Origin of the sequence: Methylomonas koyamae (assembly GCF_001644025.1) — a bacterium.
Classification (GTDB): Bacteria; Pseudomonadota; Gammaproteobacteria; order Methylococcales; family Methylomonadaceae; genus Methylomonas; species Methylomonas koyamae_A.
On the sequence record NZ_LUUK01000189.1, the window covers coordinates 24545 to 45692 of the forward strand.

24 protein-coding genes are annotated in these 21148 nt (G+C 57.2%); 16 read left to right on the forward strand and 8 right to left on the reverse strand.

Annotated features, from left to right (window positions below):
• The first annotated feature begins 5 nt into the window (after nt 1–5).
• Complete coding sequence (locus A1355_RS17315; protein ID WP_064030480.1) at nt 6–254, forward strand: DUF2149 domain-containing protein; 249 nt, start codon at nt 6–8, stop codon at nt 252–254.
• Between the two features lie 13 nt (nt 255–267).
• Here the strand turns inward: A1355_RS17315 and A1355_RS17320 are convergent, their stop codons facing one another.
• From A1355_RS17320 to A1355_RS17335, 4 genes are read right to left on the reverse strand one after another with little or no spacing between them, the layout of a single operon-like run.
• Nucleotides 268–723, reverse strand: a complete 456-nt coding sequence (locus tag A1355_RS17320) for a roadblock/LC7 domain-containing protein (RefSeq protein ID WP_064030482.1) — start codon at nt 721–723, stop codon at nt 268–270.
• A 17-nt stretch (nt 724–740) separates the two neighbouring features.
• Nucleotides 741–1154 (reverse strand): roadblock/LC7 domain-containing protein, encoded by a 414-nt coding sequence (locus A1355_RS17325; RefSeq protein ID WP_064030484.1) that lies wholly within the window; start codon nt 1152–1154, stop codon nt 741–743.
• 25 nt (nt 1155–1179) lie between these two features.
• The gene (locus tag A1355_RS17330) at nt 1180–1728 is read right to left on the reverse strand and encodes a V4R domain-containing protein (RefSeq protein WP_082885617.1); all 549 of its coding nucleotides are present in this window, start codon (nt 1726–1728) and stop codon (nt 1180–1182) included.
• Nucleotides 1729–1751: 23 nt separating this feature from the next.
• A complete protein-coding gene (locus A1355_RS17335; RefSeq protein WP_064030486.1) occupies nt 1752–2495 on the reverse strand; it encodes an OmpA family protein in 744 nt (247 codons plus the stop codon).
• A 437-nt stretch (nt 2496–2932) separates the two neighbouring features.
• Here A1355_RS17335 and A1355_RS17340 point away from each other — a divergent pair, with 437 nt between their 5' ends.
• The 7 genes from A1355_RS17340 to A1355_RS17370 all read left to right on the forward strand — a co-directional run bounded on the left by A1355_RS17340 (nt 2933) and on the right by A1355_RS17370 (nt 9064).
• Nucleotides 2933–3142: a hypothetical protein gene (locus A1355_RS17340; RefSeq protein ID WP_064030488.1), complete on the forward strand. Its 210-nt coding sequence runs from the start codon at nt 2933–2935 to the stop codon at nt 3140–3142.
• Between the two features lie 542 nt (nt 3143–3684).
• Nucleotides 3685–5463, forward strand: coding sequence for an NAD(P)H-dependent oxidoreductase subunit E (locus A1355_RS17345; protein ID WP_064030490.1), 1779 nt, complete (start codon nt 3685–3687; stop codon nt 5461–5463).
• 2 nt (nt 5464–5465) lie between these two features.
• Complete coding sequence (locus A1355_RS17350; RefSeq protein WP_064030492.1) at nt 5466–6182, forward strand: 2Fe-2S iron-sulfur cluster-binding protein; 717 nt, start codon at nt 5466–5468, stop codon at nt 6180–6182.
• The gene (locus A1355_RS17355; RefSeq protein WP_064030494.1) at nt 6172–6711 is read left to right on the forward strand and encodes an NADP oxidoreductase; all 540 of its coding nucleotides are present in this window, start codon (nt 6172–6174) and stop codon (nt 6709–6711) included. Before A1355_RS17350 ends, A1355_RS17355 begins: the two co-directional genes overlap by 11 nt.
• A gap of 77 nt (nt 6712–6788) precedes the next feature.
• A complete protein-coding gene (locus A1355_RS17360) occupies nt 6789–8288 on the forward strand; it encodes a Ni/Fe hydrogenase subunit alpha (RefSeq protein WP_064030496.1) in 1500 nt (499 codons plus the stop codon).
• Entirely contained in the window at nt 8288–8800 is a 513-nt protein-coding gene (locus A1355_RS17365) for a hydrogenase maturation protease (RefSeq protein ID WP_064030498.1), read from the forward strand. Before A1355_RS17360 ends, A1355_RS17365 begins: the two co-directional genes overlap by 1 nt.
• Before the next feature lie 42 nt (nt 8801–8842).
• The gene (locus A1355_RS17370; protein WP_064030500.1) at nt 8843–9064 is read left to right on the forward strand and encodes a TraR/DksA C4-type zinc finger protein; all 222 of its coding nucleotides are present in this window, start codon (nt 8843–8845) and stop codon (nt 9062–9064) included.
• A gap of 13 nt (nt 9065–9077) precedes the next feature.
• On the opposite strand, the gene A1355_RS17375 is transcribed toward A1355_RS17370, so the two are convergent.
• The gene (locus tag A1355_RS17375; RefSeq protein WP_064030502.1) at nt 9078–9425 is read right to left on the reverse strand and encodes a hypothetical protein; all 348 of its coding nucleotides are present in this window, start codon (nt 9423–9425) and stop codon (nt 9078–9080) included.
• Between the two features lie 131 nt (nt 9426–9556).
• Here A1355_RS17375 and argH point away from each other — a divergent pair, with 131 nt between their 5' ends.
• From argH to A1355_RS17415, 8 genes are all read left to right on the forward strand, one after another.
• Nucleotides 9557–10948: an argininosuccinate lyase gene (argH, locus tag A1355_RS17380; RefSeq protein WP_064030504.1), complete on the forward strand. Its 1392-nt coding sequence runs from the start codon at nt 9557–9559 to the stop codon at nt 10946–10948.
• Nucleotides 10949–11009: 61 nt separating this feature from the next.
• A complete protein-coding gene (locus A1355_RS17385; RefSeq protein ID WP_064030506.1) occupies nt 11010–11696 on the forward strand; it encodes a FimV family protein in 687 nt (228 codons plus the stop codon).
• Nucleotides 11693–12868 carry a hypothetical protein gene (locus A1355_RS17390; RefSeq protein WP_064030508.1) on the forward strand — a complete coding sequence of 392 codons (1176 nt, stop codon included), beginning with the start codon at nt 11693–11695 and terminating at the stop codon, nt 12866–12868. The genes A1355_RS17385 and A1355_RS17390 overlap by 4 nt, the downstream gene beginning before the upstream one ends.
• A gap of 15 nt (nt 12869–12883) precedes the next feature.
• Nucleotides 12884–13420 (forward strand): GTP-binding protein, encoded by a 537-nt coding sequence (locus tag A1355_RS17395; protein WP_064030510.1) that lies wholly within the window; start codon nt 12884–12886, stop codon nt 13418–13420.
• Nucleotides 13421–13424: 4 nt separating this feature from the next.
• On the forward strand, nt 13425–14060 hold the full coding sequence (locus A1355_RS17400) for a hypothetical protein (RefSeq protein ID WP_064030512.1): 636 nt from the start codon (nt 13425–13427) through the stop codon (nt 14058–14060).
• 55 nt (nt 14061–14115) lie between these two features.
• Nucleotides 14116–14478: a roadblock/LC7 domain-containing protein gene (locus A1355_RS17405; RefSeq protein ID WP_064030514.1), complete on the forward strand. Its 363-nt coding sequence runs from the start codon at nt 14116–14118 to the stop codon at nt 14476–14478.
• Between the two features lie 27 nt (nt 14479–14505).
• Nucleotides 14506–14982, forward strand: coding sequence for a PAS domain-containing protein (locus A1355_RS17410; protein WP_064030516.1), 477 nt, complete (start codon nt 14506–14508; stop codon nt 14980–14982).
• 15 nt (nt 14983–14997) lie between these two features.
• Nucleotides 14998–15744, forward strand: a complete 747-nt coding sequence (locus tag A1355_RS17415) for a phosphate/phosphite/phosphonate ABC transporter substrate-binding protein (RefSeq protein ID WP_064030518.1) — start codon at nt 14998–15000, stop codon at nt 15742–15744.
• 13 nt (nt 15745–15757) lie between these two features.
• On the opposite strand, the gene hypF is transcribed toward A1355_RS17415, so the two are convergent.
• The 3 genes from hypF to A1355_RS17435 form a co-directional block, all read right to left on the reverse strand.
• Nucleotides 15758–18070 (reverse strand): carbamoyltransferase HypF, encoded by a 2313-nt coding sequence (gene hypF, locus A1355_RS17420; RefSeq protein WP_064030520.1) that lies wholly within the window; start codon nt 18068–18070, stop codon nt 15758–15760.
• Nucleotides 18070–19110 carry a hydrogenase expression/formation protein HypE gene (gene hypE, locus A1355_RS17425; RefSeq protein WP_064030522.1) on the reverse strand — a complete coding sequence of 347 codons (1041 nt, stop codon included), beginning with the start codon at nt 19108–19110 and terminating at the stop codon, nt 18070–18072. The genes hypF and hypE overlap by 1 nt, the downstream gene beginning before the upstream one ends.
• 253 nt (nt 19111–19363) lie before the next feature.
• Nucleotides 19364–21103 carry a sulfite reductase subunit alpha gene (locus A1355_RS17435; protein WP_064030527.1) on the reverse strand — a complete coding sequence of 580 codons (1740 nt, stop codon included), beginning with the start codon at nt 21101–21103 and terminating at the stop codon, nt 19364–19366.
• Between the last annotated feature and the right edge of the window lie 45 nt (nt 21104–21148).

Consider the following 21148-nt stretch of genomic DNA (forward strand, 5'->3'; position numbering starts at 1 on the left):
GGTCAATGAAAGCCAAGACATTTCCCATGCCGGAAATCCCACTGAATCCGTTTAACAGCGACAAGGTGATTGTCGTTAAGAATCCGGGTGAAGCGAATAGGGAAATGATGATCAAGGACGGCGAGAAAATGGAGAAATACCAATCGACCGGCAAAATCGGTCAGGGCGAGGGTATGAAAGCCGGCGTGACCTATCGACTAAAAGACGACGGTTCATTCGTCTACGTACCCGAGGACAAGCAGGCCGGTCCGTAAGTTTGGCGGCACTTTAGCGCTTGGCCTTTACCGGTTCACTGAGGGCGGCGGCCAGGTTGGTGGTCTTGGGGCAAGCGATACATAGCACGACCGGGCCGATATTGAGCACTGCCACTTTGCTGGCCGAGCCGACGATGACCAGTTGCTCGATGTCGCCCAACTTTAAAATCGTCGAACTGTCGCGGGCGACGCCGATGCTGTCTTCGATCAACGCGCCCAGTGCGTCGGCGTGCGGCAGTTGACCGGCACTGGCCAGAATCAAGCCCTCGTGGTAAGCGGCGCAGGCGTCGATGCCTTTGATCCGCACCACGCCATCGACCAGTGTTTGCAGTGCCCCGATGAATTCGCCTCGCTTGGTGCGCAGGGAGGCGCTGGTACCTACCAGATCGTCCGAGGGCTGGAGTTGGGCCGCCGAGTAGGCCGCCGCCAAGCGATCGAGCTCGGCGAGTTGCGATTCGAACCAATGCATGGCTGAGGTGCGTCGGGTTATTTGAATAGGTAGCTGGAAAACAGTTTTTTCAGCATCGGCACGGTTTCCTTCAGTTCGAAGCGGACCCTGCCCAACAAAGCGTCGCGTTTGGTCACCAACGCCAGCATGAAACCGGCTTCGATCGGCGTCGACAGAATATAGCCCTCGGCGTTTTCGCAGATCACCATTTGGGTTTGATGATGGCCGACATGTCCGGCGGCTTTGGACGCGGCGCCGAATACCACTTGCACCGAGGCGCCGATGGCGTCGGTATTGATCTCGTAATCGCGGTGGATGTGGGTGACGAATCCGTCGCTGTCGACGATGGCCGCAGCGGAAACTCCCTGTATGCTCATCAAATTCCGCAGAATCGATTCGATTTCCGCCGATTGCGAGGCTCTGGGCTCCAAAGCGTGGATGTTGCTGTTCATGATACGCTCCAATGTGTCGTCATAATTACAGTAGGTCGACCCGGATCAGGCAGGTTTTGTCGCCCAGGGCGTTGCACTTGGTTTCGGTGGCTTTGACGTTGCGCTTGAAAAATGCCTTGACGATGCCGCCGACCATGCCGGCCTCGAAATGGCAAATCGGCGCCGCCACGTTATGGATGCCGGCGCAGGAGACGCATTCGTCCACCCGCAATTCCAACAATCCACTGGATAGATCGACCTTGTCGGGCACCACCAAGCCGATGCAAAGTTGCCGGCACAATTGCTGGATCTTGCCGACATAGGTTTCCAGATCCTTGTCGACGTTGGCCGCGACGATTTGGCCCAGCGTACTGCCGAGGCTTTGTCCGGAGTGGTATACCAGCGACGGTGCGCCCTGGCCGAGGATGTCCTCGACGTTGGAGCCCAGTGCCACCATCCGCAACACCTGAAACAGGCGAATCGGGATGAGCGGACCGAGATCGTTGCGGTTTTCGATGCCGAATTCCCCGGACAAAATACCCTCGAGAATTTGTTGTTGCGCCAGTTGGTAGTCGGTTTTGTTATTGGTTAGCATGCCTTGTCCTCTTGGGGGTGCGTTTAGGGCGTCAAACAGTGTACTTCGGCGCGCCGGTTCAACTTTTGGCCGTCCGGCGTGTCGTTGGAAGCCGCCGGTCTGTTCCAACCTTCCGTGGCGGTTTCGATGGGCGCGGCAATACCTTGTGCGGTCAGCCACTTTTGTAGGGCTTCCGCGCGCGCTTGGCCGAGTTGGCGGTTGGACGCGTCGTTGCCCAGATTGCAGGTATGCCCGACGATTCGGATACCCTGGCCGCATTGTTTGACTTGTTCGAGCAGACGGTTTTTCTCGGCCCCGGACAGCCGAATCGGCTTAGTGGAATTGAACTTGAAATACACCGTGTAAACAGGATCGGTGTTGGCTGGCGCCGGGCCGGCGGCGGTGGGTTCGGTTGGCAGCTTTAGCTCGGTTTGCGCTTCGGCGACCGGGGCTGGTGAGGCGGCGACCGATTCCGTCTTGCTCGCCGCCGGTGCCGTTGGCGCGGCGTCATTGGTCGGCTGCTGCTTGGCAACGACTTCCGCCTGCTCGGTTGGCGGAGGGGGCGGAACAGGTTGAGCCGGAGCGGCATTGCTGGAACGGTCTGGCGTCTGCGGCCATTCCAACTTCGGCAGCGGATGGTTGCGTATCCAGTACACGCCGATTGCCGCGATCACTAACAACAGCAAGCTCCAAACGACCCAGGTCCGGCTCGCCGGCGGGCGCGATTCGGCGGCGGGACGAAGAATGCCGTCCAAGCCGTCGAGATCGAGTGATCGATGTTTTTTCATACAATTTCCTTGATGTGAATCACAACCAAGACTCAGTTTTTTTGATTGTACTCCCGGAATTCGTGTTTGTGGAATCGAGGTATATCGGCAGGTGTTGGGCTTGGCGTCCGCCGCGCAGGCAAATCGGGGAGAGGCATTGTAAGATCGTCATTTCCATCGGCTTGCCAGGAATCATAAGGATCCGGTTGAAATCGGTTTGTCATAATGGCCTTGTAGACTGATCGCCGAAATCTAGTCGCGGCATCGTAGCGCCAATCCAAACCGAGTTGCCGCTACCTGTTCGCGCTGACAATACTGACTCGAAACTGACAAACATGTCCGACAACGCGGCGCATAGCATGACCATGGATTCTAACTTGTTGAATGGAAATGATGAAATACTTGGCGCGACATCTGCTGGATATTCAAGGAATTCTATAAACCCAGGGGTGAATGTCATGGAAACTTTTTCAAACGATAATCTCGAGTTTGGCGATACCCGGACTGATTTCATCGAAATGCTAAGTCATCAATTTGTGTCGATGACCGGATGCGGTGTCTACGTGTATCTAAACCCGTTGGCGATCAACAGTTTGTACAACCAATATTTAAGCGAATCCATGCCGATTCGAACCTTCGCTCGGCAATGCGTTAAGGATTTGCTGTAACAGCGGCCTTAGTGTTGATGTTTTAGTGCTTCGCTCCGGGATCCGGAGCAGTTCTCCCACTGTTTGTTACTTTGCAGTTCGCCCGGTTTTTTTGGACCGGATTTGTGACGAATGGTTTGGCACGTCAAGTTCGCACCAATTTACGTCTGGCCTGGCCGACCTAGGGGGCGGCAGGTCAGCTTTGTGTTGTTCGGCGTTCCGTAAGTCAATCCACCGAAGCCGGTTAACGGCTTGTCGAATTTCAGATGAAAATACCCTTGCCGCTCGGTAGATTTCGTATGCTGGTGTCCCTGGCCTGATCAAATTGGATTGGTGAGCTCCTTGAAAGGTCGAGACCGATGGGTTTACTTGGGTTTGCGGGACGTTTTGGAGTAAAACGCCGGTCGTTTTGAAAAATTTGCCGAATAGTCCTCACAAATTGTCTAGTATTAACGCAGATTGATTGCTTAGTTTCGCCAGGTAGTTTCATGTTTCGAAAGCCTTGGTCCTGGCGTTTTCCGGGCAGTTGCTAAATTTCTTGCTCAACCAAACGGTGCGAAACGATGAAGACGTTTATTCAGACCGTGCTGGCGGAAGCCGATGCTCAAGCGGTTAATCTGCTGCAAATCCTAAGAGCCGTCCAAGCCCGCTACCAGCATATTCCCGAGGAAGCCATCGAATTGCTGGCGGAAGGCTTGTCTATTCCGCGTACGCAAATTCTCGGTGTCGTCGAGTTTTACAGCTTCTTGCATATGACCCCGCAAGGTCGTTATGACTTGTTAATCAGCGATTCGATCACCGATCGGATGTTGGGTAACCAGTTTGTGTTGGATTATCTTGCCGAGCGTTTGGCGGTTCAGGTCGGTCAGGTCCGGGCGGATGGCTTGGTGAGTTTAAATCGTACTTCGTGTACCGGTATGTGCGATCAAGGGCCGGCCGGCTTGGTCAACGGATTGGCTTTAACGAGCCTGGATATAGCTCGGCTCGAGGAAATCGTCGAGTTGGTGAATCAGCAAACGCCGCTGTCGCAGTGGCCGGCGACATTGTTTGCGGTCGCCGATAACATTCATAGACCTGGCCTATTGCTTAGCGAACCCTTGGTCGCTGGCGATGCGTTGCGGGCGGCGTTTGAGCGCGGTCTGCCGGAAACGTTGGAGGAACTCGACCGCTCCGGTCTGCGCGGCCGCGGTGGCGCGGGCTTCAAAACGGCGGTGAAATGGCGGTTTTGCGCCGATGAGCCGGCCGACACCCGTTTCGTGGTCTGCAACGCCGACGAGGGAGAGCCCGGTACCTTCAAAGACCGGGTGTTGCTAAACAGCTATGCCGGTCAAGTTTTCGAAGGTATGACGCTGGCGGCAGCGCTGATTGGCGCCCAACAAGGGTTTTTGTACCTGCGTGGCGAATATTTGCATCTGCACGAACAATTGCAGGGGGTATTGACCGAGCGCCGCGCCGCCGGCTTGCTGGGCGAGAATATCCTCGGCCTGGGATTGAACTTCGATATCGAAATCCGTCTCGGCGCTGGCGCGTATATTTGTGGCGAGGAATCGGCGCTGATCGAATCGTTGGAAGGTAAGCCCGGCATACCCCGCAATCGGCCGCCTTATCCGGTGACCAGCGGCTATTTGAATAAACCGACGATCGTCAATAACGTCGAAACCTTTTTGGCCGCCGCTCACATAGCCGTACGCGGCGGCGCTTGGTTTGCCGCGGTCGGAACCGAAAAATCCGCCGGCACCAAGATTCTCAGCATTAGCGGCGATTGTGCACGGCCGGGCATCTACGAGTACCCGTTCGGTACTCGTATTCGCCAGGTGCTGGAAGACTGCGGCGCCGTTGAAGTATTGGGAGTTCAGATCGGCGGACCATCGGGTACGTTCATTTCCAATCGGGAACTGGACCGGGCCTTAGCCTTTGAAGATCTAGCCACCGGCGGTTCCTTCATTGTCTTTAACTGCAGTCGGGACATCCTAAGGATCGTTCAAAATTTCACCCATTTCTTCGCCCACGAGAGTTGCGGATTTTGCACGCCATGCCGGGTTGGGACCTCGTTGTTGAAAAAGCAGTTGGATAAAATCGTCGACGGTCATGGTTCGGCCGGCGATATCGTCGAGCTGGAAAATCTTTGTCAGTTAGTGAAACACCACAGCCATTGTGGCCTGGGACAAACCGCGGCCAACCCGATCTTGAGCACATTGGAGCGCTACCCCGACGTCTACGAAAAACAATTGAAGCAGATCAGTTACGAACCTGGGTTCGATTTGGACGGCGCGTTGGCGATTGCCCGCCGCATGGCGCATCGCGACGACGCGGCCGCGCATTTGTCGCAACTGGAGGATTGAGCATGACAGGTACCATCACCATCGACGGGCAAATCGTCCCGTTCCAAGCAGGACAAACCATCATCGAAGCCGCCACCGCGGCTGGCATCTACATTCCGCATCTCTGCCACAAGCCCGGCTACACGCCCCACGGCAGTTGCAAATTATGCACGGTCAACGTCAACGGTCGGAACTGCTCGGCTTGCACCTTTCCGGCCGTTGACGGCCAAACCGTGATAAACAATAGCGCCGAGCTGCAGCAAGACCGCCGCCGCATCACGCAGATGCTGTTCGTCGAGGGCAACCACCTGTGTCCGTCTTGCGAGAAAACCGGTAACTGCCAATTACAGGGCGTCGCTTACTATTTGAATATGACGGACAACCACTTCCCGCACTTTTTCGCGCACCGGGAAATGGATGCTTCGCATCCGAACATTTTGATCGATCACAACCGGTGCATTTTTTGCAATCTCTGCGTGCGGGCGAGTAAGGAAAAAGACGGCAAAAACGTGTTTGCGATCGCCGGTCGCGGCATCAATAAGCGTTTGGTTGTCAATTCGGTCAGCGGGCTGTTGAAGGACAGTGACGTCAGCATCGACGACAGCGCGGTGCACGTGTGCCCGACCGGGGCGTTGTTGATCAAGCGCACCGGTTATCAAGTCCCCATCGGGCAACGTATTTACGATCATCGCCAAATCAGCGAAGTGGCGCTGTTCGCGGAGGGAAGTCATGAGCAATAAAATTAAGGTCGCGACCACCTCGTTGGCGGGTTGCTTCGGTTGCCACATGTCGTTTCTGGACATCGACGAACGCCTGTTGACCTTGGCCGAAGTCGCCGAATTCGACCGTTCGCCGATCACCGACATCGAGCACTGCGGTCCCTGCGACATCGGTTTGATCGAAGGCGGCGTCTGCAATTCGGAAAACGTGCATGTATTGCGCGAATTTCGGAAGAACTGCAAGATCCTGGTGGCGGTTGGCGCTTGTGCGATCAACGGCGGCTTACCGGCGATGCGCAACCACATCGATCTGGAAGATTGTTTGCTGGAAGCGTATCGAGACGGCATCGGCGTTGAAAATCCGCAAATTCCCAGCGATCCGGAATTGCCGTTGTTACTGAACCAGGTGCACCCAATCCACGAAATTGTCAAAATCGACTATTTCCTGCCCGGTTGCCCGCCGTCCGCCGACGTGTTCTGGACCTTTCTGACCGCGTTGGTCGAGGGCCGCGAACCCAGCCTGCCTTACGAATTGGTGCATTACGATTGAGCGGCGCGCCCGTTTGGCGTCGGTCCGAGTAAATGACGTCGAGCGCGGCCCGCCGTCCCGTTAAAGAGAGAATATTTATGTACGAGCATCTTGAAACCGCCGTCAATCCCACCGGCTTGAAACGGGTCGTGGTCGATCCCGTCTCTCGCGTCGAGGGTCATGGAAAAGTTACGTTGTTGCTGGACGCCGAGAATCGGGTCCAGCAAGCCCGGCTGCACATCGTCGAATTTCGCGGCTTCGAAAAATTCATTCAGGGCCGGCCGTATTGGGAGTTGCCGGTGTTGGTGCAACGGCTCTGCGGCATTTGCCCGGTTAGTCACCATCTGGCGGCGGCCAAGGCCATCGATCAATTGGTGGGTGTCGATCCTGCCGACTTAACGCCGGCCGCCGACAAATTGCGCCGTCTGCTGCATTTCGGTCAGGTTTTACAATCTCATGCTCTGCACTTTTTTCATCTTTCCAGCCCGGACTTGCTGTTTGGTTTCGATAGCGACATCGCCAAGCGCAACGTCATCGCGGTGCTGGCGGAATACCCCGAGATCGGTCTGCAAGGCGTGAAGCTGCGCAAGTACGGTCAGGAAGTCATACGGATGGTGTCCGGAAAAAGGGTGCACGGTACCGGCGCGATACCCGGCGGCATGAACAAGGCTTTGAGCCGAGACGAGCGGGATTATTTGTTGCAGGATATCGATCAGGTGCTGGCTTGGGCCGAATCGGCGGTGGCCTTGATCAAATCGGTGCATACCGCCAACCTGCCGTATTACGACGAGTTTGCGACGATACGCAGCAATTATCTGGGCTTGATCAAGCCGAACGGTGCGATGGAGCTTTATCACGGTGGGATTCGCGCTAAAACCGACAGCGGCGCGACGATAGTCGACCACTACGATTATTGCGCTTACACCGATTTGATCCATGAAGAGGTGCGCTCCTGGAGTTACATGAAATTCCCGTATCTGACCGCATTGGGCAAGGCCGACGGTTGGTATCGGGTGGGACCCTTGGCTCGGGTCAACAACTGCGATTTCATCGATACGCCGCTGGCCGAAGCAGCGCGGGTCGAGTTCAAGCAACACGGTGGGGAGGCCATGGTGCACAGCACCTTGGCTTTCCATTGGGCGCGGTTGATCGAATTATTGCATTGCGCCGAAGGTATTAAGATTTTGTTGCGCGATTCCGACGTGATGAGTAGTCATTTGCTGGTTCAAGGCGAAAAGCGTTACGAAGGTATCGGCGTGATCGAAGCGCCGCGCGGTACCCTGTTTCACCACTATCAGATCGATGACAACGACATCGTCACCAAGGCTAACTTGATCGTTTCGACGACCAGTAACAATATGGGCATGAACGAGTCGGTACGTCAGGTCGCGGCTGAATACCTGTCCGGGCGCGAGTTGACCGAGCCGTTGCTGAACAGTCTGGAAGTGGCGATACGCGCCTACGATCCTTGCTTGTCTTGCGCCACCCATGCGGTTGGCAAAATGCCGTTGCAACTCGAATTGGTGGATGCCGAAGGCCAAGTGATTGATCGGTTGATTCGGCATAGTGACGGTGAATTCGAGCACGGTTTGGCCTGATGACGGCGCTCAAACCAGTTCTGGTGTTTGCTTACGGCAACCCGAGCCGAGGTGACGATGCCCTCGGACCTCTACTATTGGAGGCTCTGGAAAACCAAGTCGGCACCAACACCGTCGAATTCATCGTCGATTTTCAGTTGCAAATCGAGCACGCGCTGGATTTACAGGGGCGGCGTGTGGCGATATTCGTCGATGCGTCGGTCAAGGTTCTGGCGCCCTACCAATTCGGCCGGCTGGCGCCGCTACGCGACCGGAGTTACACCAGCCATGCGATGAGTCCGGCGGCCTTGCTGGACGTTTATCAAGCGCTGTACGGCGAGCCGCCGCCAGCTTTCTTATTGGGCATCGCCGGCTTGTCGTTCGAGCTCGGCGAGGTGCTCAGCCCTGACGCCGCGCAAAACCTGGCGCTGGCTGTCGAATTCGCCTGTCGCTTGCTGAGCGGGTCGGCGGAGGATATATTAGCCGCCGCCATCAAAGCCGTTCCGTCTTTAGACCTCCCCGTTCCGGCTTGAGCGGCGCCAGCGACTTTTCCAATTTTTCACAGGATTACCCGTATGTCCACCGCATGGGCCGGCGGTACCGACGCCATTGTCGAACGCTTGGATCAAATGACTGAATTATTCGTCGAACAAACTCGCCGCTCGATGTATGCCGGGGAGTCGGCGACGCATTGCGACGAATGCGGCGAACCCATCCCCGAGGCGCGCCGGAGCGCGATTGCCTGTCGTTATTGTTTGCCCTGCCAGACCAAATTGGAACGTAGCGGTAAAATCTGAATTGGTGATCATCTCAGGATTTAACCCGTTTCATCCTGATCGATACCAAGCCGCCGCCACGTTCCAATGTGTCTTGGTCGACGATTTTCCAGGCATCTTCCGAGCCGTCGGCTTTCTTGAATACCAAATACGACTGACTGCCTGATTCGCGAACGAAAATTTCGGCGAATTCGGTGCGTTCGCCGTTGGAATCCAGGTAGTTTTTGCCAATGACCAAGGTTTGGTCGCCAATGATTTTCGCGACGGCGTCGATGAACTGGTTTTCCGAGCCGCCTTCGGCCCGGTATTCGCCTTCGTAACCGTGGCCGCAACCGACGAGTAGGGTTAACGCACCGGCCAACATGGCTGATTTGAATGTCATTGTTGATCTCCTGAGTGTCGGTTTTAGCCGATTATGCCCGAAGCAGGGCCGGCTGAATATCGCAAATCCTAATCTTGATTCCGGTCGTCGACGGTATAATCGGCGTTTTTTGCCGCTTGCGACCGTTGCCTATGTCAAATGTAAACTCCGAAAAACTCTCCAGCGCCCGCTTCGCCGAAGCCACCGACGCCTTCGTCGAGGAATTCACCGCCTCGGTCGGTTTCGATCAACGCATGGCCCTGCAGGATATTCAGGGTTCGTTGGCGCACGCGACGATGCTCCATAAGATTGGGATTTTGACCGAACAGGAGCTGGCCGACATCCGTAGTGGGCTGGCGCAAATTCGCGGTGAAATCGAACGCGGCGAGTTCGTCTGGTCGATAAAGCAGGAAGATGTTCACATGAATATCGAAGCGCGCTTGACCGACCTGATCGGTATCGCCGGCAAAAAACTGCACACCGGACGTTCGCGTAACGATCAGGTCGCCACCGACATTCGTTTGTATTTGCGCGACGAAGTCGACGTCATTCTGGGGCAATTGCGGCGTCTGCAAACCGCGTTGCTGGATCTGGCAGAACGTGAGGCCGCGACGATCATGCCCGGTTTCACCCATTTGCAGGTGGCCCAGCCAGTGACCTTCGGCCACCATTTGATGGCCTGGTTCGAGATGCTGAGCCGCGACGCCGAGCGCTTCCAGGATTGCCGCAAGCGCATCAATGTGATGCCGCTGGGAGCGGCGGCGCTGGCCGGTACCAGTTATCCGCTGGATCGTTTCTTGACTGCGGAATTACTGGGTTTTTCCCGGCCGTCCAACAATTCGCTGGATTCGGTTAGCGATCGCGATTTCGCGATCGAGTTTACCGCCGCCGCCAGCCTAGTGATGTTGCATTTGTCCAGGTTTTCCGAAGAGCTGGTACTTTGGGCTAGTGCTCAGTTCGACTTCATCGATATTCCGGACGCCTTTTGCACGGGGTCGTCGATCATGCCGCAGAAGAAAAACCCGGACGTACCGGAGTTGGTGCGCGGCAAGTCCGGCCGGGTGGCCGGGCATTTAATGGCCTTGCTGATGTTGATGAAAAGCCAACCCCTGGCCTACAACAAGGACAATCAGGAAGACAAGGAGCCGTTATTCGATACCGTCGATACCGTCGTCAACAGTCTACGGGCTTTTGCCGACATGATGCCGCGCGTCCAGGCCAAGCGTGAAAACATGTATCAGTCCGCCAAACGCGGGTTTGCGACTGCGACCGATTTAGCCGACTACTTGGTCCGTAAGGGCATGGCGTTCCGCGATGCGCACGAAGTGGTCGGTTTGGCGGTTCGCCTGGGTTTGCGGACCGGTCGGGATTTGTCGGAATTAACCCTGACCGAATTGCAAAGTTTCTCGGCAACCATTGCGGAAGATGTGTTCGATATCCTCGGCTTAGAAGGGTCGGTGGCTTTGCGCAAGCATATTGGCGGTACGGCACCGGAGACGGTGCGTCAGGCAATTTGTGACGCGCGCCGGCAAATCCTTAGTTAAATCGCGGTAATTATCTGATTCGCTGCTACCCTTTCGAACGGTCTTGGTTCGGAGGGTGGCAATGCTTCAAAGCGATTTTGGTTTAGAAACCGCTCGGACGGTCATAGCGGCGGAGTCCGAGTTCTGGTCCGATGCTCGCTTGGCGGCGTTTGGCATCGATCCGGACGGCGAGCAGGCCTTGAATGTCCTGGTCTTCGCGGTCCGCAAACAACCCGCCGATCTGCTTGGCCATTTGCGGCGTATTTATCGCTGTTACCGTAGCGACTTATCCGAGCAGCTATTTGCCGCATTGCTCGATTTAACGATTATCTTGGGCGGACGCGGTTCCGCGTTACGCGCCCGATTGCTCGCCGCCTGTCGCGGTAAATTGAGTGCCGCCCAAGCGGCGGCTTTACTCAAGCCCGGTACGCGCGTGGCGAATCGTTACACGTTATTTACCGACGGTATGTTGGGAAGCTCGGACTTGGTTCAACAGGTCCGGAGAACCGACACTCAATACGACTATCTGGCACTGGCTAACGATTTCATCGAGTACAGCCAATTGAGCCAGGCGATCGAGGCGTTGGAAACCGGATTGATTCAACAACCCGAACGCGAGGACTTGCAGAACTCGCTGTTGGAGTTATATCGCTCTACCAAAAATGCTGAACGCTTTCGCCGGCAATACCGAGCATTGAGCGACGCCGGCGTGGCTCTTGTGGACGGCTGGCGCCAAGTTGCGGTTTACTTTGACGGAATCAGCTCATGACACTTCACGTGCCCCCGGCCTTGCGGGCCGCGTTATTCGCGATGGACGGCCGGACCGGCAAAACCATGGCCATGTATTTGAAAGGACCTTGCCGCGGAGTAGCGGTCGTCGTCAACGAAGACGAAGCGGATCTGGACCTGATCGATGCCGACCACGCCAAGGCGGCCGATATCATTAAAGCCCGGCGCGCCGCCAATCCTGGTAGACCGTTAGTATTGTTGTCGCTCTATGACCTGCGGGTTGAAAACGCGTTTTTCGTTAAGAAGCCGGTCAATGCTCAACAAATGCTGTCGGTGTTCGCGCAAGTGCGGGATGTTTTGGCGGCTCGAAAGGTCGCCGAAAAACTCCGTCACCCCGCCAGCCGCGGATCGGAAGCCGAGCATGCGTCTGAATCGGTATCGTCCGGACAACCTCGCCCGGAGCGATTGAAATCCAGCAAACACCGGACTGCGGCGCAACTGAGCGATAGCGGGTTCCGCACCTTCCTCGGCACATTGGCCGATATCGATTTCGACGACCCTGCTCAATGGCGCACCGCGTATTTTGATCCGAGACATTATTTCCTGGGCTTTGTGCAATCGGCATTCAAGACCGCCCGCTTGCAGCATAAGGCACTACGGCTGAACTCGATCTGGAAGCCGTTGTTGATTTTTCCCGAGTCCGAGGAAATCTGGTTGGATGCCGATGACAAGCAATTGCGGGCATTCGCCGGGGTGGTGCTGAACCGGGCCTCGGCGGGGAACATGACATTGTCGGTATTCGATTTGACCGACCCGGCGCCCCGCGACGCTGAAAAACATCAGGACATGTCGGCTTTTCTTTGGAAACTGGCGATTTGGACCTCCAAGGGCCGATTTCCGATCGGAATCGATATTTACAAGCCGGTATATCTGGACCGCTGGCCTAACTTTACCCGCTTGGTGATTACCCCGGAAGCTTTGCGGATCGCGGCCTTGTTGATTCAGCAACCGCGCACGCCGTTGGAAATCGCCGAAGTGCTGCGGATCAAGATGCAATACGTCTTTGTGTTCGTCAGTGCCTGTCATACGCTGGGCTTGTTGCGCCAATCCGAACGCCAAGCCGACGCGGTGGTCGCCCAACCGGCCCCAAGACCGGCCAAAAACCAAGGTCTGTTGAGCAAGATTCTTGGGAAGTTGCGCGGCGAGCAATAACGATAAGGAACCACGATGAGTCAATACAAAATCATATTCACCGGCCCAGTCGGTGCCGGCAAGACTACCGCTATACATTCGATCAGCGATCTGCCGCCGGTCAAGACCGATGCCGCCGCTAGCGATATGACTAAGAACCGCAAGGAATCGACGACCGTGGCCATGGATTACGGCGTGATGAATTTACCCGGCGGCGAAAAGATCCACTTGTACGGAACACCGGGCCAAGAGCGCTTCGATTTCATGTGGGAGATTCTGACCGTCGGCGGTATCGGCTTGGTCTTGCTGCTCGACAACACCAGGGCCGATCCGTTTCAAGACATGAAATTCTTTCTGGATGCCTTCGGTAAATTTATCGATACCACCGGCGTGGCCATAGGCGTCACCCAAATGGATTTGAGCAGCACGCCGGCGATAGACGACTACCATCGACAGTTGCAAACCTTGGGTTTGAATCCGCCGGTATTTGCCGTCGACGCTCGCGAGCGGGCCGATGTCTCGCTGTTGGTCCAGTCCTTGTTGTACTCGCTCGATCCTGGTTTGGTGGGCTGAAGTCATGGCCGGTTACGAACTAAAACAAGGTTTGTATTTATATCCGACGCCCGCCGGCGCTTATTACGCGATCGCCAGTCCCGCCGAAGATAAGCCGCGTCGCTTTCTGAATCAGTTGTTGAAGCTGGAACAAACGCCGGAATTGACCGAAGGTCGCTTAATGGCCTTGATGGAAACCGACGAAACCGAAAAAGCCATGCAATTGTTGTCGTATTGCCAAAAACTTGGTTGGGTTCAAGGTCTGGACGCGCCGATAACGGCGCCGCAAGGGGCTTTGGAGGATATTCTGCCGGCGATGTTGGGCTTGATCGCCGAGTCCGGAAAAGTCTTGCTCGCCGACGATCAAGGTTTTTACTTGGCTTGCAGCGGATTCGCGCATGAGGTCGCCGAAGAGTTATCGGCACTGAGCGCGGAATTGGCGACAGTGCATAAGCGCCGGTCCGGTCTACTGGTTAATAACCTGGGAATCGCCAGCCACGCCTTGGCGATCGTCGATCCGTTCGGGAATAGCCAAATTGGCTTTTGGCCGATGTTCGTCGGCAAGCACCGCTTTGTGTTGGCGATCAGCGGCGTGCCGCATTTCAATCACGCCGAGTTCGTCTCGTTGGCGTGGGCATTGATTACTCGCTATCTGAAATGACCGGCGGCAAACCGGCGGTTTTAATTTATCACCTGAAAACAGAGGAAACCACACTATGAGAGCAGACATGTTGACCTCGGTCTTGACCGAGCTGAACGGCACTTCGGCGGACATCGAAGCGTCCGGAGTGATCTCCACCGATGGTTTGATGATGGCCTCGGTATTGCCTGCCAGCATGGACGAGGACCGGGTTGGCGCCATGAGCGCGGCGATGTTGTCGTTGGGTGACCGCACCGCGCAGGAGTTGAGTCGCGGCGGCCTGGAGCAAGTGTTGATTAAGGGCGACAAGGGCTACGTGCTAATGACTTACGCCGGGCGCGAGGCGGTTTTGACGGTGCTGGCCAAGCCTAACGCCAAGTTGGGTTTGATATTTCTGGACGTCAAACGGGCGGCCGAGAGCATCGCCGAAATGTTGTAATTCCCTCAAACGCTAGTGGAGCGCATCATGATTGCTGATATGAAGCCCGAGGATATCGTAGGCGACTTCAAGGAGACGACGCTGACCTATTTTGACGGAAGCAGCCGTAAAGTACTGTATACCGAACTGGAAACCCCGTATCCGGACGGCAAACTGATTGTTTCGACGACGACGCCGGACGGCATCATTCGCCACGCCAACCAAGCCTTTATCGACATGTCAGGCTACGCCGTGCAAGAGTTGATCGGGATGCCGCACAGTGTGCTAAGACATCCCGATATGCCCGCCGCCGCGTTTAAGGACTTGTGGGACACCGTCGGGCGCGGCGAAAAATGGCAGGGTTACGTGAAGAATTTGCGCAAGGACGGCGGCTATTATTGGGTTAAGGCGACCGTCATTCCCAACGTCCGCAACGGTCAGGTGGTCGGGTATACCTCGGTCAGGCGTAAGCCCTCGCGCCGCAAGATCGAAGACAGCATCCAACTCTATTCGACGCTAATCTGAGCAGGGGAACGCGTTATGACTTATTTGTTTACCGTTAGTCCCGATTTTGCGCCGGATCGTTTGTCCGGATGGTATATCTTCAATACGTGGCTGCAAAAACACACCGCCGCCGCGATCCATTTGGAGATGTACGACCATTATCATCGCTTGCACCAAGCTATCGCGGCCGATGGGGTGGACTTGATCTATGCCAATCCGTTCGACGCGGCGATGCTGGTCCGGGAGAAAGGCTTTCTACCCCTGGTCAAGCCGGTGGGCTTGTCGGATGAGGCGGTGATCGCGGTCAACGCCGACAGCCCGATTCAGGACGTAGCGGATCTGACGCCGGGTATCCGCGTCGCCCACACCGAAGATCCGGACGTGCGGTTGATGGGCATGATCATGTTGGAACCGGCCGATCTGGACCGCGGCAACATTCAAGCATTGCTATCCGACAATTACGTGTTGGTCGCCAAGCACCTGCTAAAGGGCGAAGCCGATGTCGGCATTTTCTTGGCCGAAGCCTTCGACAACTTATCCGGCATGATCAAAAAACAACTACGGGTGTTGGTGCGTAGTCAGATCAGCGTCATCAACCACGCACTGCTGGTTGGCCCGCGTCTGGCCGAGCGGCGCCAGGAGATTCGCGATCTGTTGGTGCGGATGGCCGAGGAAGACAAGGGCCCCGGCGTACTGGAAAGCCTAGGATTTTCCGGTTGGCAAGCTCTGGAGGACGAAGACATGGAGTTCATGATCGATTTGATGGAGACGTTGAATACTTGAGCCTTCGTTCGGGTCATCGCGCTGCCGCCGCCGCCGCGATGACCGCCTGACCCAGCGCTAGACCACCGTCGTTGGCCGGATAGGCGCGCGGTGCCAACACCTGAAAGCCGGCGGTTCTCAACTTCGCCGATAGACCTTCCAATAGCAAACGATTCTGAAACACGCCGCCGCTCAGCACCACGGTATCCGCCGGGTGGGTTGTTGCCAACGTAGATAAGATTGCCGATGCGGCGTCGATCAATGTGTGATGAATGCGGGCCGCCACGCGGGCTAGATCGGTACCGTCGCGTAAATCGGTTAGTACCGCCAGCCACAACCCGCGCCAACTGAGTACCCGACTCTCGCCGGTTTGGGCCAAAGTCCAAGCATCCGGATAAGCTCGCTCGCCGAAAAATGCCGGGCCGGCCAAGGTCTCCAATGCGATTGCCGCTTGGCCCTCGTAATCGGCGAACTCGGCGTGAAGGCCAAGTGCGGCTGCAAACGCGTCGAACCATCGCCCGCACGATGAAGCCGGTGGCGAGTTCAAGCCTTTTGCGATCATCGCGTCCAAAGTTGCCAACGGCTTGCGATTCAGCAATTGCACGATATCCAGACCGCCGTATTCGGCGATCAGGTCGGGCCAAGCGAAATAGTGCGCGAGCTGAGCGTATGCGTTTCGCCACGGTTCCCGAATCGCCTGCGTGCCGCCGGGCAGGGCGATCGCTTCAAAATGCGCGAGACGCCGGCAAGTCCGGTAGCCTCCCCAGAAAAATTCGCCGCCCCATAGACTGCCTTCGTCACCCAGACCCAGGCCGTCGAATATCGCCGCCAGCACCGGCGGCCCGGTCAATGGCGCGGCGTGCTCGGCCAGACAAGCGGCCAGATGGGCGTGGTGATGCTGGACTTCGTTCAGCTCGGCGGGTAGCGCGGCGGCAAGCTCTCGGCCGTGAGCACTGGACAGATAGCCGGGATGGCGGTCGATCGCGATCCGTGTCGGCGTGCAGCCGTGCAGCTGCCGGTATAGATCAATCGTTTGCCGGTAATCACGCTGCGCCGCCGTATTTTCCAGATCGCCGATATGCTGCGAGACGATGGCTTGACCCCGCCGAATCAGGCAAAAACTGTTTTTCAATTCGGCGCCCATTGCCAGAACGCCGTCCGCCTGCTCGAAGCCGACGGGAAGAATCAACGCTTGCGGGCTGTAGCCGCGCGCCCGCCGCAACAAGCGAATTTCGCCGTCCACTAGCCGCGCCACCGAATCATCCAAGCGATTCACGATATCGCGGTCGTGCATCAGCCACAGGTCGGCGATGTCGGTTAATTCGGCGCGGGCCGCCGCGTTGTCTATGCATTGCGGTTCGTCGCTAACATTACCGGACGTCAGCACGATGGGCGTGTTCAGCACGGCCATCAACAAATGATGTAGTGGCGTGTAGGGCAGCAAGAAGCCCAGTTTATCGTCGCCGGGGGCGAGTTCAGGTGCCAGCCCGGCGCCGGCTGCCGTTAGCACCATGATGGGCGCGGCCGGGGATTGCAGCGCGGCGCTTTCCAATGAGGAACACTCGGCGTAGCGGCGCAACATCGTCTCACTACCGGCCATCAACGCAAACGGCTTAGCGTAGCGGCGCTTGCGCTGGCGTAATCGGCGCACCGTCTCGGCATTGGCGGCATCGCAAGCCAAATGAAATCCGCCCAAGCCTTTGATCGCGACGATCCGTCCGGCGCGGATCGCGGCGGCGGCCTGATCGATAGGATCTCCGGGGAGGAGGCCTTTGCCGTCTTCCAGCCATAATCTGGGGCCGCATACCGGACAGCAATTGGCTTGAGCGTGAAAGCGCCGGTCGGCCGGGTCTTGATATTCGCTTAGGCATTCCGGGCACATCGCGAAACCGGCCATGCTGGTATGGCGCCTGTCGTAAGGTACGCGGCGGACGATGGATAAACGCGGACCGCAATGCGTGCAGTTGGTGAAAGGATAGCGATAGCGGCGGTTGCCGGGATCGGCAATGTCTGCCAGACAAGCCGGGCAAGTGGCGGCATCGGCCGCGATGACGGTATCGGCCGCGCGGCCGCCGGCGCTGGCGACGATGAGGAACTCGTCCGGCGCGCTGCCGAGCAGTTCGGCGCTTTCCAGCGCGTCCAATCGGGCCAGCGGCGGCAGGTGCTTGGGAATCGCCTCCGCGAACTCCGCCAACACGCTTGCAGGGCCGTAGGCGTGAATCATCACGCCTTCCTGATCGTTCCAGACCGAACCGGTCAAATGGTATGTTTTGGCCAGATGCCAGATCGTCGGTCGAAAACCGACGCCCTGCACCACGCCGCGCGCCCGGATCGCCAGGCCGGGCATCAGCAAATGCGCGGCAGTTGTTCGCCGGCGGGCCAATCCACGATACGGCGGCCGCCGAAGCCGGTGGTCATTTGCACGAAATGGTGTTGATCGGCGACGACGGTACCGATGATCGAGGCATCCCGACCCAACGGATGGTTGTGCATCGTGTTCAGTAAGGTTTCGGCGGCGTCGGCTTCGCAAATACAGACCAGCTTGCCTTCGTTGGCGACGTAAAGCGGATCGAGGCCGAGAATCTCGCAAGCCGCTCTGACTTGGGCCTTAATAGGGATGCGGTTTTCGTCGACGACGATGCCGACGCCGGATTGCTCGGCCAGTTCGTTCAGTGCGGTGGCCAAGCCGCCGCGGGTCGGATCGCGCAAGCAGCGTATCCGGGTCGGCGCCGCGGCCACCATATCCGCTACCAAGCCGTGCAGCGCGGCCGAATCCGAAACGATGCTGGTCCCGAATTGCAGATTCTCGCGGCCGGCCATGATCGCCACGCCGTGGTCGCCGATGCTGCCGCTGACCAACACCGCGCAGCCGGGCTCGGCGCGGTCACCGGCGATATCAACGCCGTCCGGCACGATGCCGACGCCGGTCGTGGTGATGAATACGCCGTCGCCCTTACCGCGCTCGACGACCTTGGTGTCGCCTGTCACCACCGGAGTGCCGGCGGCTTTGGCGGCGGCGGCCATGCTGGCGACGATACGGTCCAGATCGGCCAGCGCCAGGCCTTCCTCCAGAATAAACCCGGCCGCCAAATACAAGGGCCGGGCACCCGACATTGCGACATCGTTCAGCGTGCCATGCACCGCGAGCGCGCCGATGTCGCCGCCTGGGAAGAACAGCGGCGAGATCACGTGGCCGTCGGTGCTGATCGCCAGCCGGCCGGCCGGGACCTGAAAAACAGCCTGGTCGTTGCGGCGCTTCAATAAGTCGTTGTCGAAATGCTTGATAAACAAGGCATCGATCAATTGCGCCATTGCCCGGCCGCCACCGCCGTGACTGAGATCGACCTGGCCGGATGTCAAGTTCAAATTGTAAGCAGAATGGGCCACGCTAGCCGTCCTATCAAATTGATGGTATCCGGCACGGATGCGCCGGGATCAGCCGGCGATTTTAGCCGAATACGGGGTCGATCGAACGGGATTTTGTCGGGCGGAGGAAGGATGTTTCGGCCAAAACCGGCGGAAAATCGCCGCATTGCCAACGGCTAGGTTTAGCCAGACTCGAATGGAATCGGCGTTGCTGGCGGCTCGAGGAACTGGACCGGCGAGTTGTCGGTTTCTAACCGGCAGCTCGCCCATGTTGTCAATAAACGTCGCGGACGTAGCGTTTGTCTTTTTTCAATTGGTTGACGTATTCCACGGCTTCGACCAATGTCATTTTACCGTGTTCGCGGATCACGTCGTGCAAGGCTTGATCGACGTCCTTGGCCATTCGATAGGCGTCGCCACACACGAAGAAATAACCGCCTTGTTCCAACCAGGCGAACAACTCGGCACCGTGTTCCTTCATGCGATCCTGGACGTAAATCTTTTCCGCCTGATCGCGGGAAAAGGCCAGATCCAGCTTGGTCAGCAGACCGTTGCTTTGCATCGCCTCGATTTCGTTGCGGTAAATGAAATCCGTCGCGGCGTTACGGTCGCCGAAAAACAGCCAGTTCTTGCCGCTGGCCTTGCGGGCTTGGCGTTCTTGCAAGAAGGCGCGGAACGGGGCAATGCCGGTGCCGGGACCGACCATGATCATCGGCAAATTGTCGTCGCTCGGAACTCGGAAATTGTTGTTCGGCGTGAAAAAAATCCGCACATCGGTGGTTTCATCGACTAAATCGGCCAGATAGGTGGAACAGACGCCCTTGTGATGCCGGCCGTGGGCGTCGTAGCGCACACTGGCGACGGTCAGGTGGACGGCATCGGGATGTTGCTTGCTGCTCGACGAGATCGAGTAGGCTCGATGTTGCAACGGCTTTAGCAGACGCAGAAATTCAGCGGCGGAAAATTCGACGCCTGGGAACTGCATCAGCAGATCCAGCGTGTCGCGACCCCACAGGTAATCGGCGAGTTTGTCCTTGTCGCCGGCTTGCAGCAGCGCGTTGAGTTCCTGATCGCCAGAGCGTTTGGCGATTTCCTCGATCAACTCCTTGCTTGGCGTTTTGATCTCGAAGTGAGTGCGCAATGCTTCCGAAAGCGTCATCAGTTCGCTGTTTACCGGTTCTTCCTCGGCGCCGCTGCAACCCAGGGCCTTGACCAGATCGGCCACCAGTAGCGGGCAGTTGGTCGGTACCACGCACATTGCGTCGCCCGCCTCGTAATTCAGGCCGGAACCGGCGATCGATATTTCGTAGTGGCGGGTTTCCTTGGACGAGTCGCCGGCGGTTAACAAGCGATTGACCAACAGTTTGGCCGGGAATGGATTTTTGCGGTTGTATTGAGATTTGCTTGGCTGAGCCTCGGTATCGACAACCGCGACGGTTTCGGCGCCGTCGGCCATCAACGGAATCACTTCGCTAAGCCATTGTTCGGCGGGCGCTTCGAAATCGACATCGCAATCGACCCGCTCGAACAAGCGGTTGGCTCCCAAGGCTTGCAGGCGTTCGTCCCAGTCCTTGCCGGCTTGGCAAAACAAATCGTAGCTGGTATCGCCCAGCGCCAATACCGCGTAATTGAGTTTTTCCAGGCGAGGGGCGCTGTCGCCGCTGGCGGCTTCCCAGAGCATTTCGGCGTTGTCTGGCATGGCGCCTTCGCCATAGGTGCTGGTGATGATCAATAGGTATTCGATATTTGCTAGTTGACCGATTTCGATTTCGTCCATGCCTTTAACGATGGGAACCAAACCGTGGCTTTTGGCGCGGGCGGCGGCGTCGTGAGCCAGGGATTCGGAATTGCCGGTCTGGCTGCCGAACAGAATATGTAAGTTGCGGGCGTTGGCGGAATTGACGCTGCCGGCGCTGTGAAGCATATGGCTGTGCATGCCGGCGAAAAAACCGCTGAGCCAGGCACGTTGTGAGTCGGAGTAGGGGGCGTTTTCAGGGATAAAAGGTGATTTCATTTCTCTACCAACTTGGGACCGGCTTGCGCCGGTCCGGTCTCTATA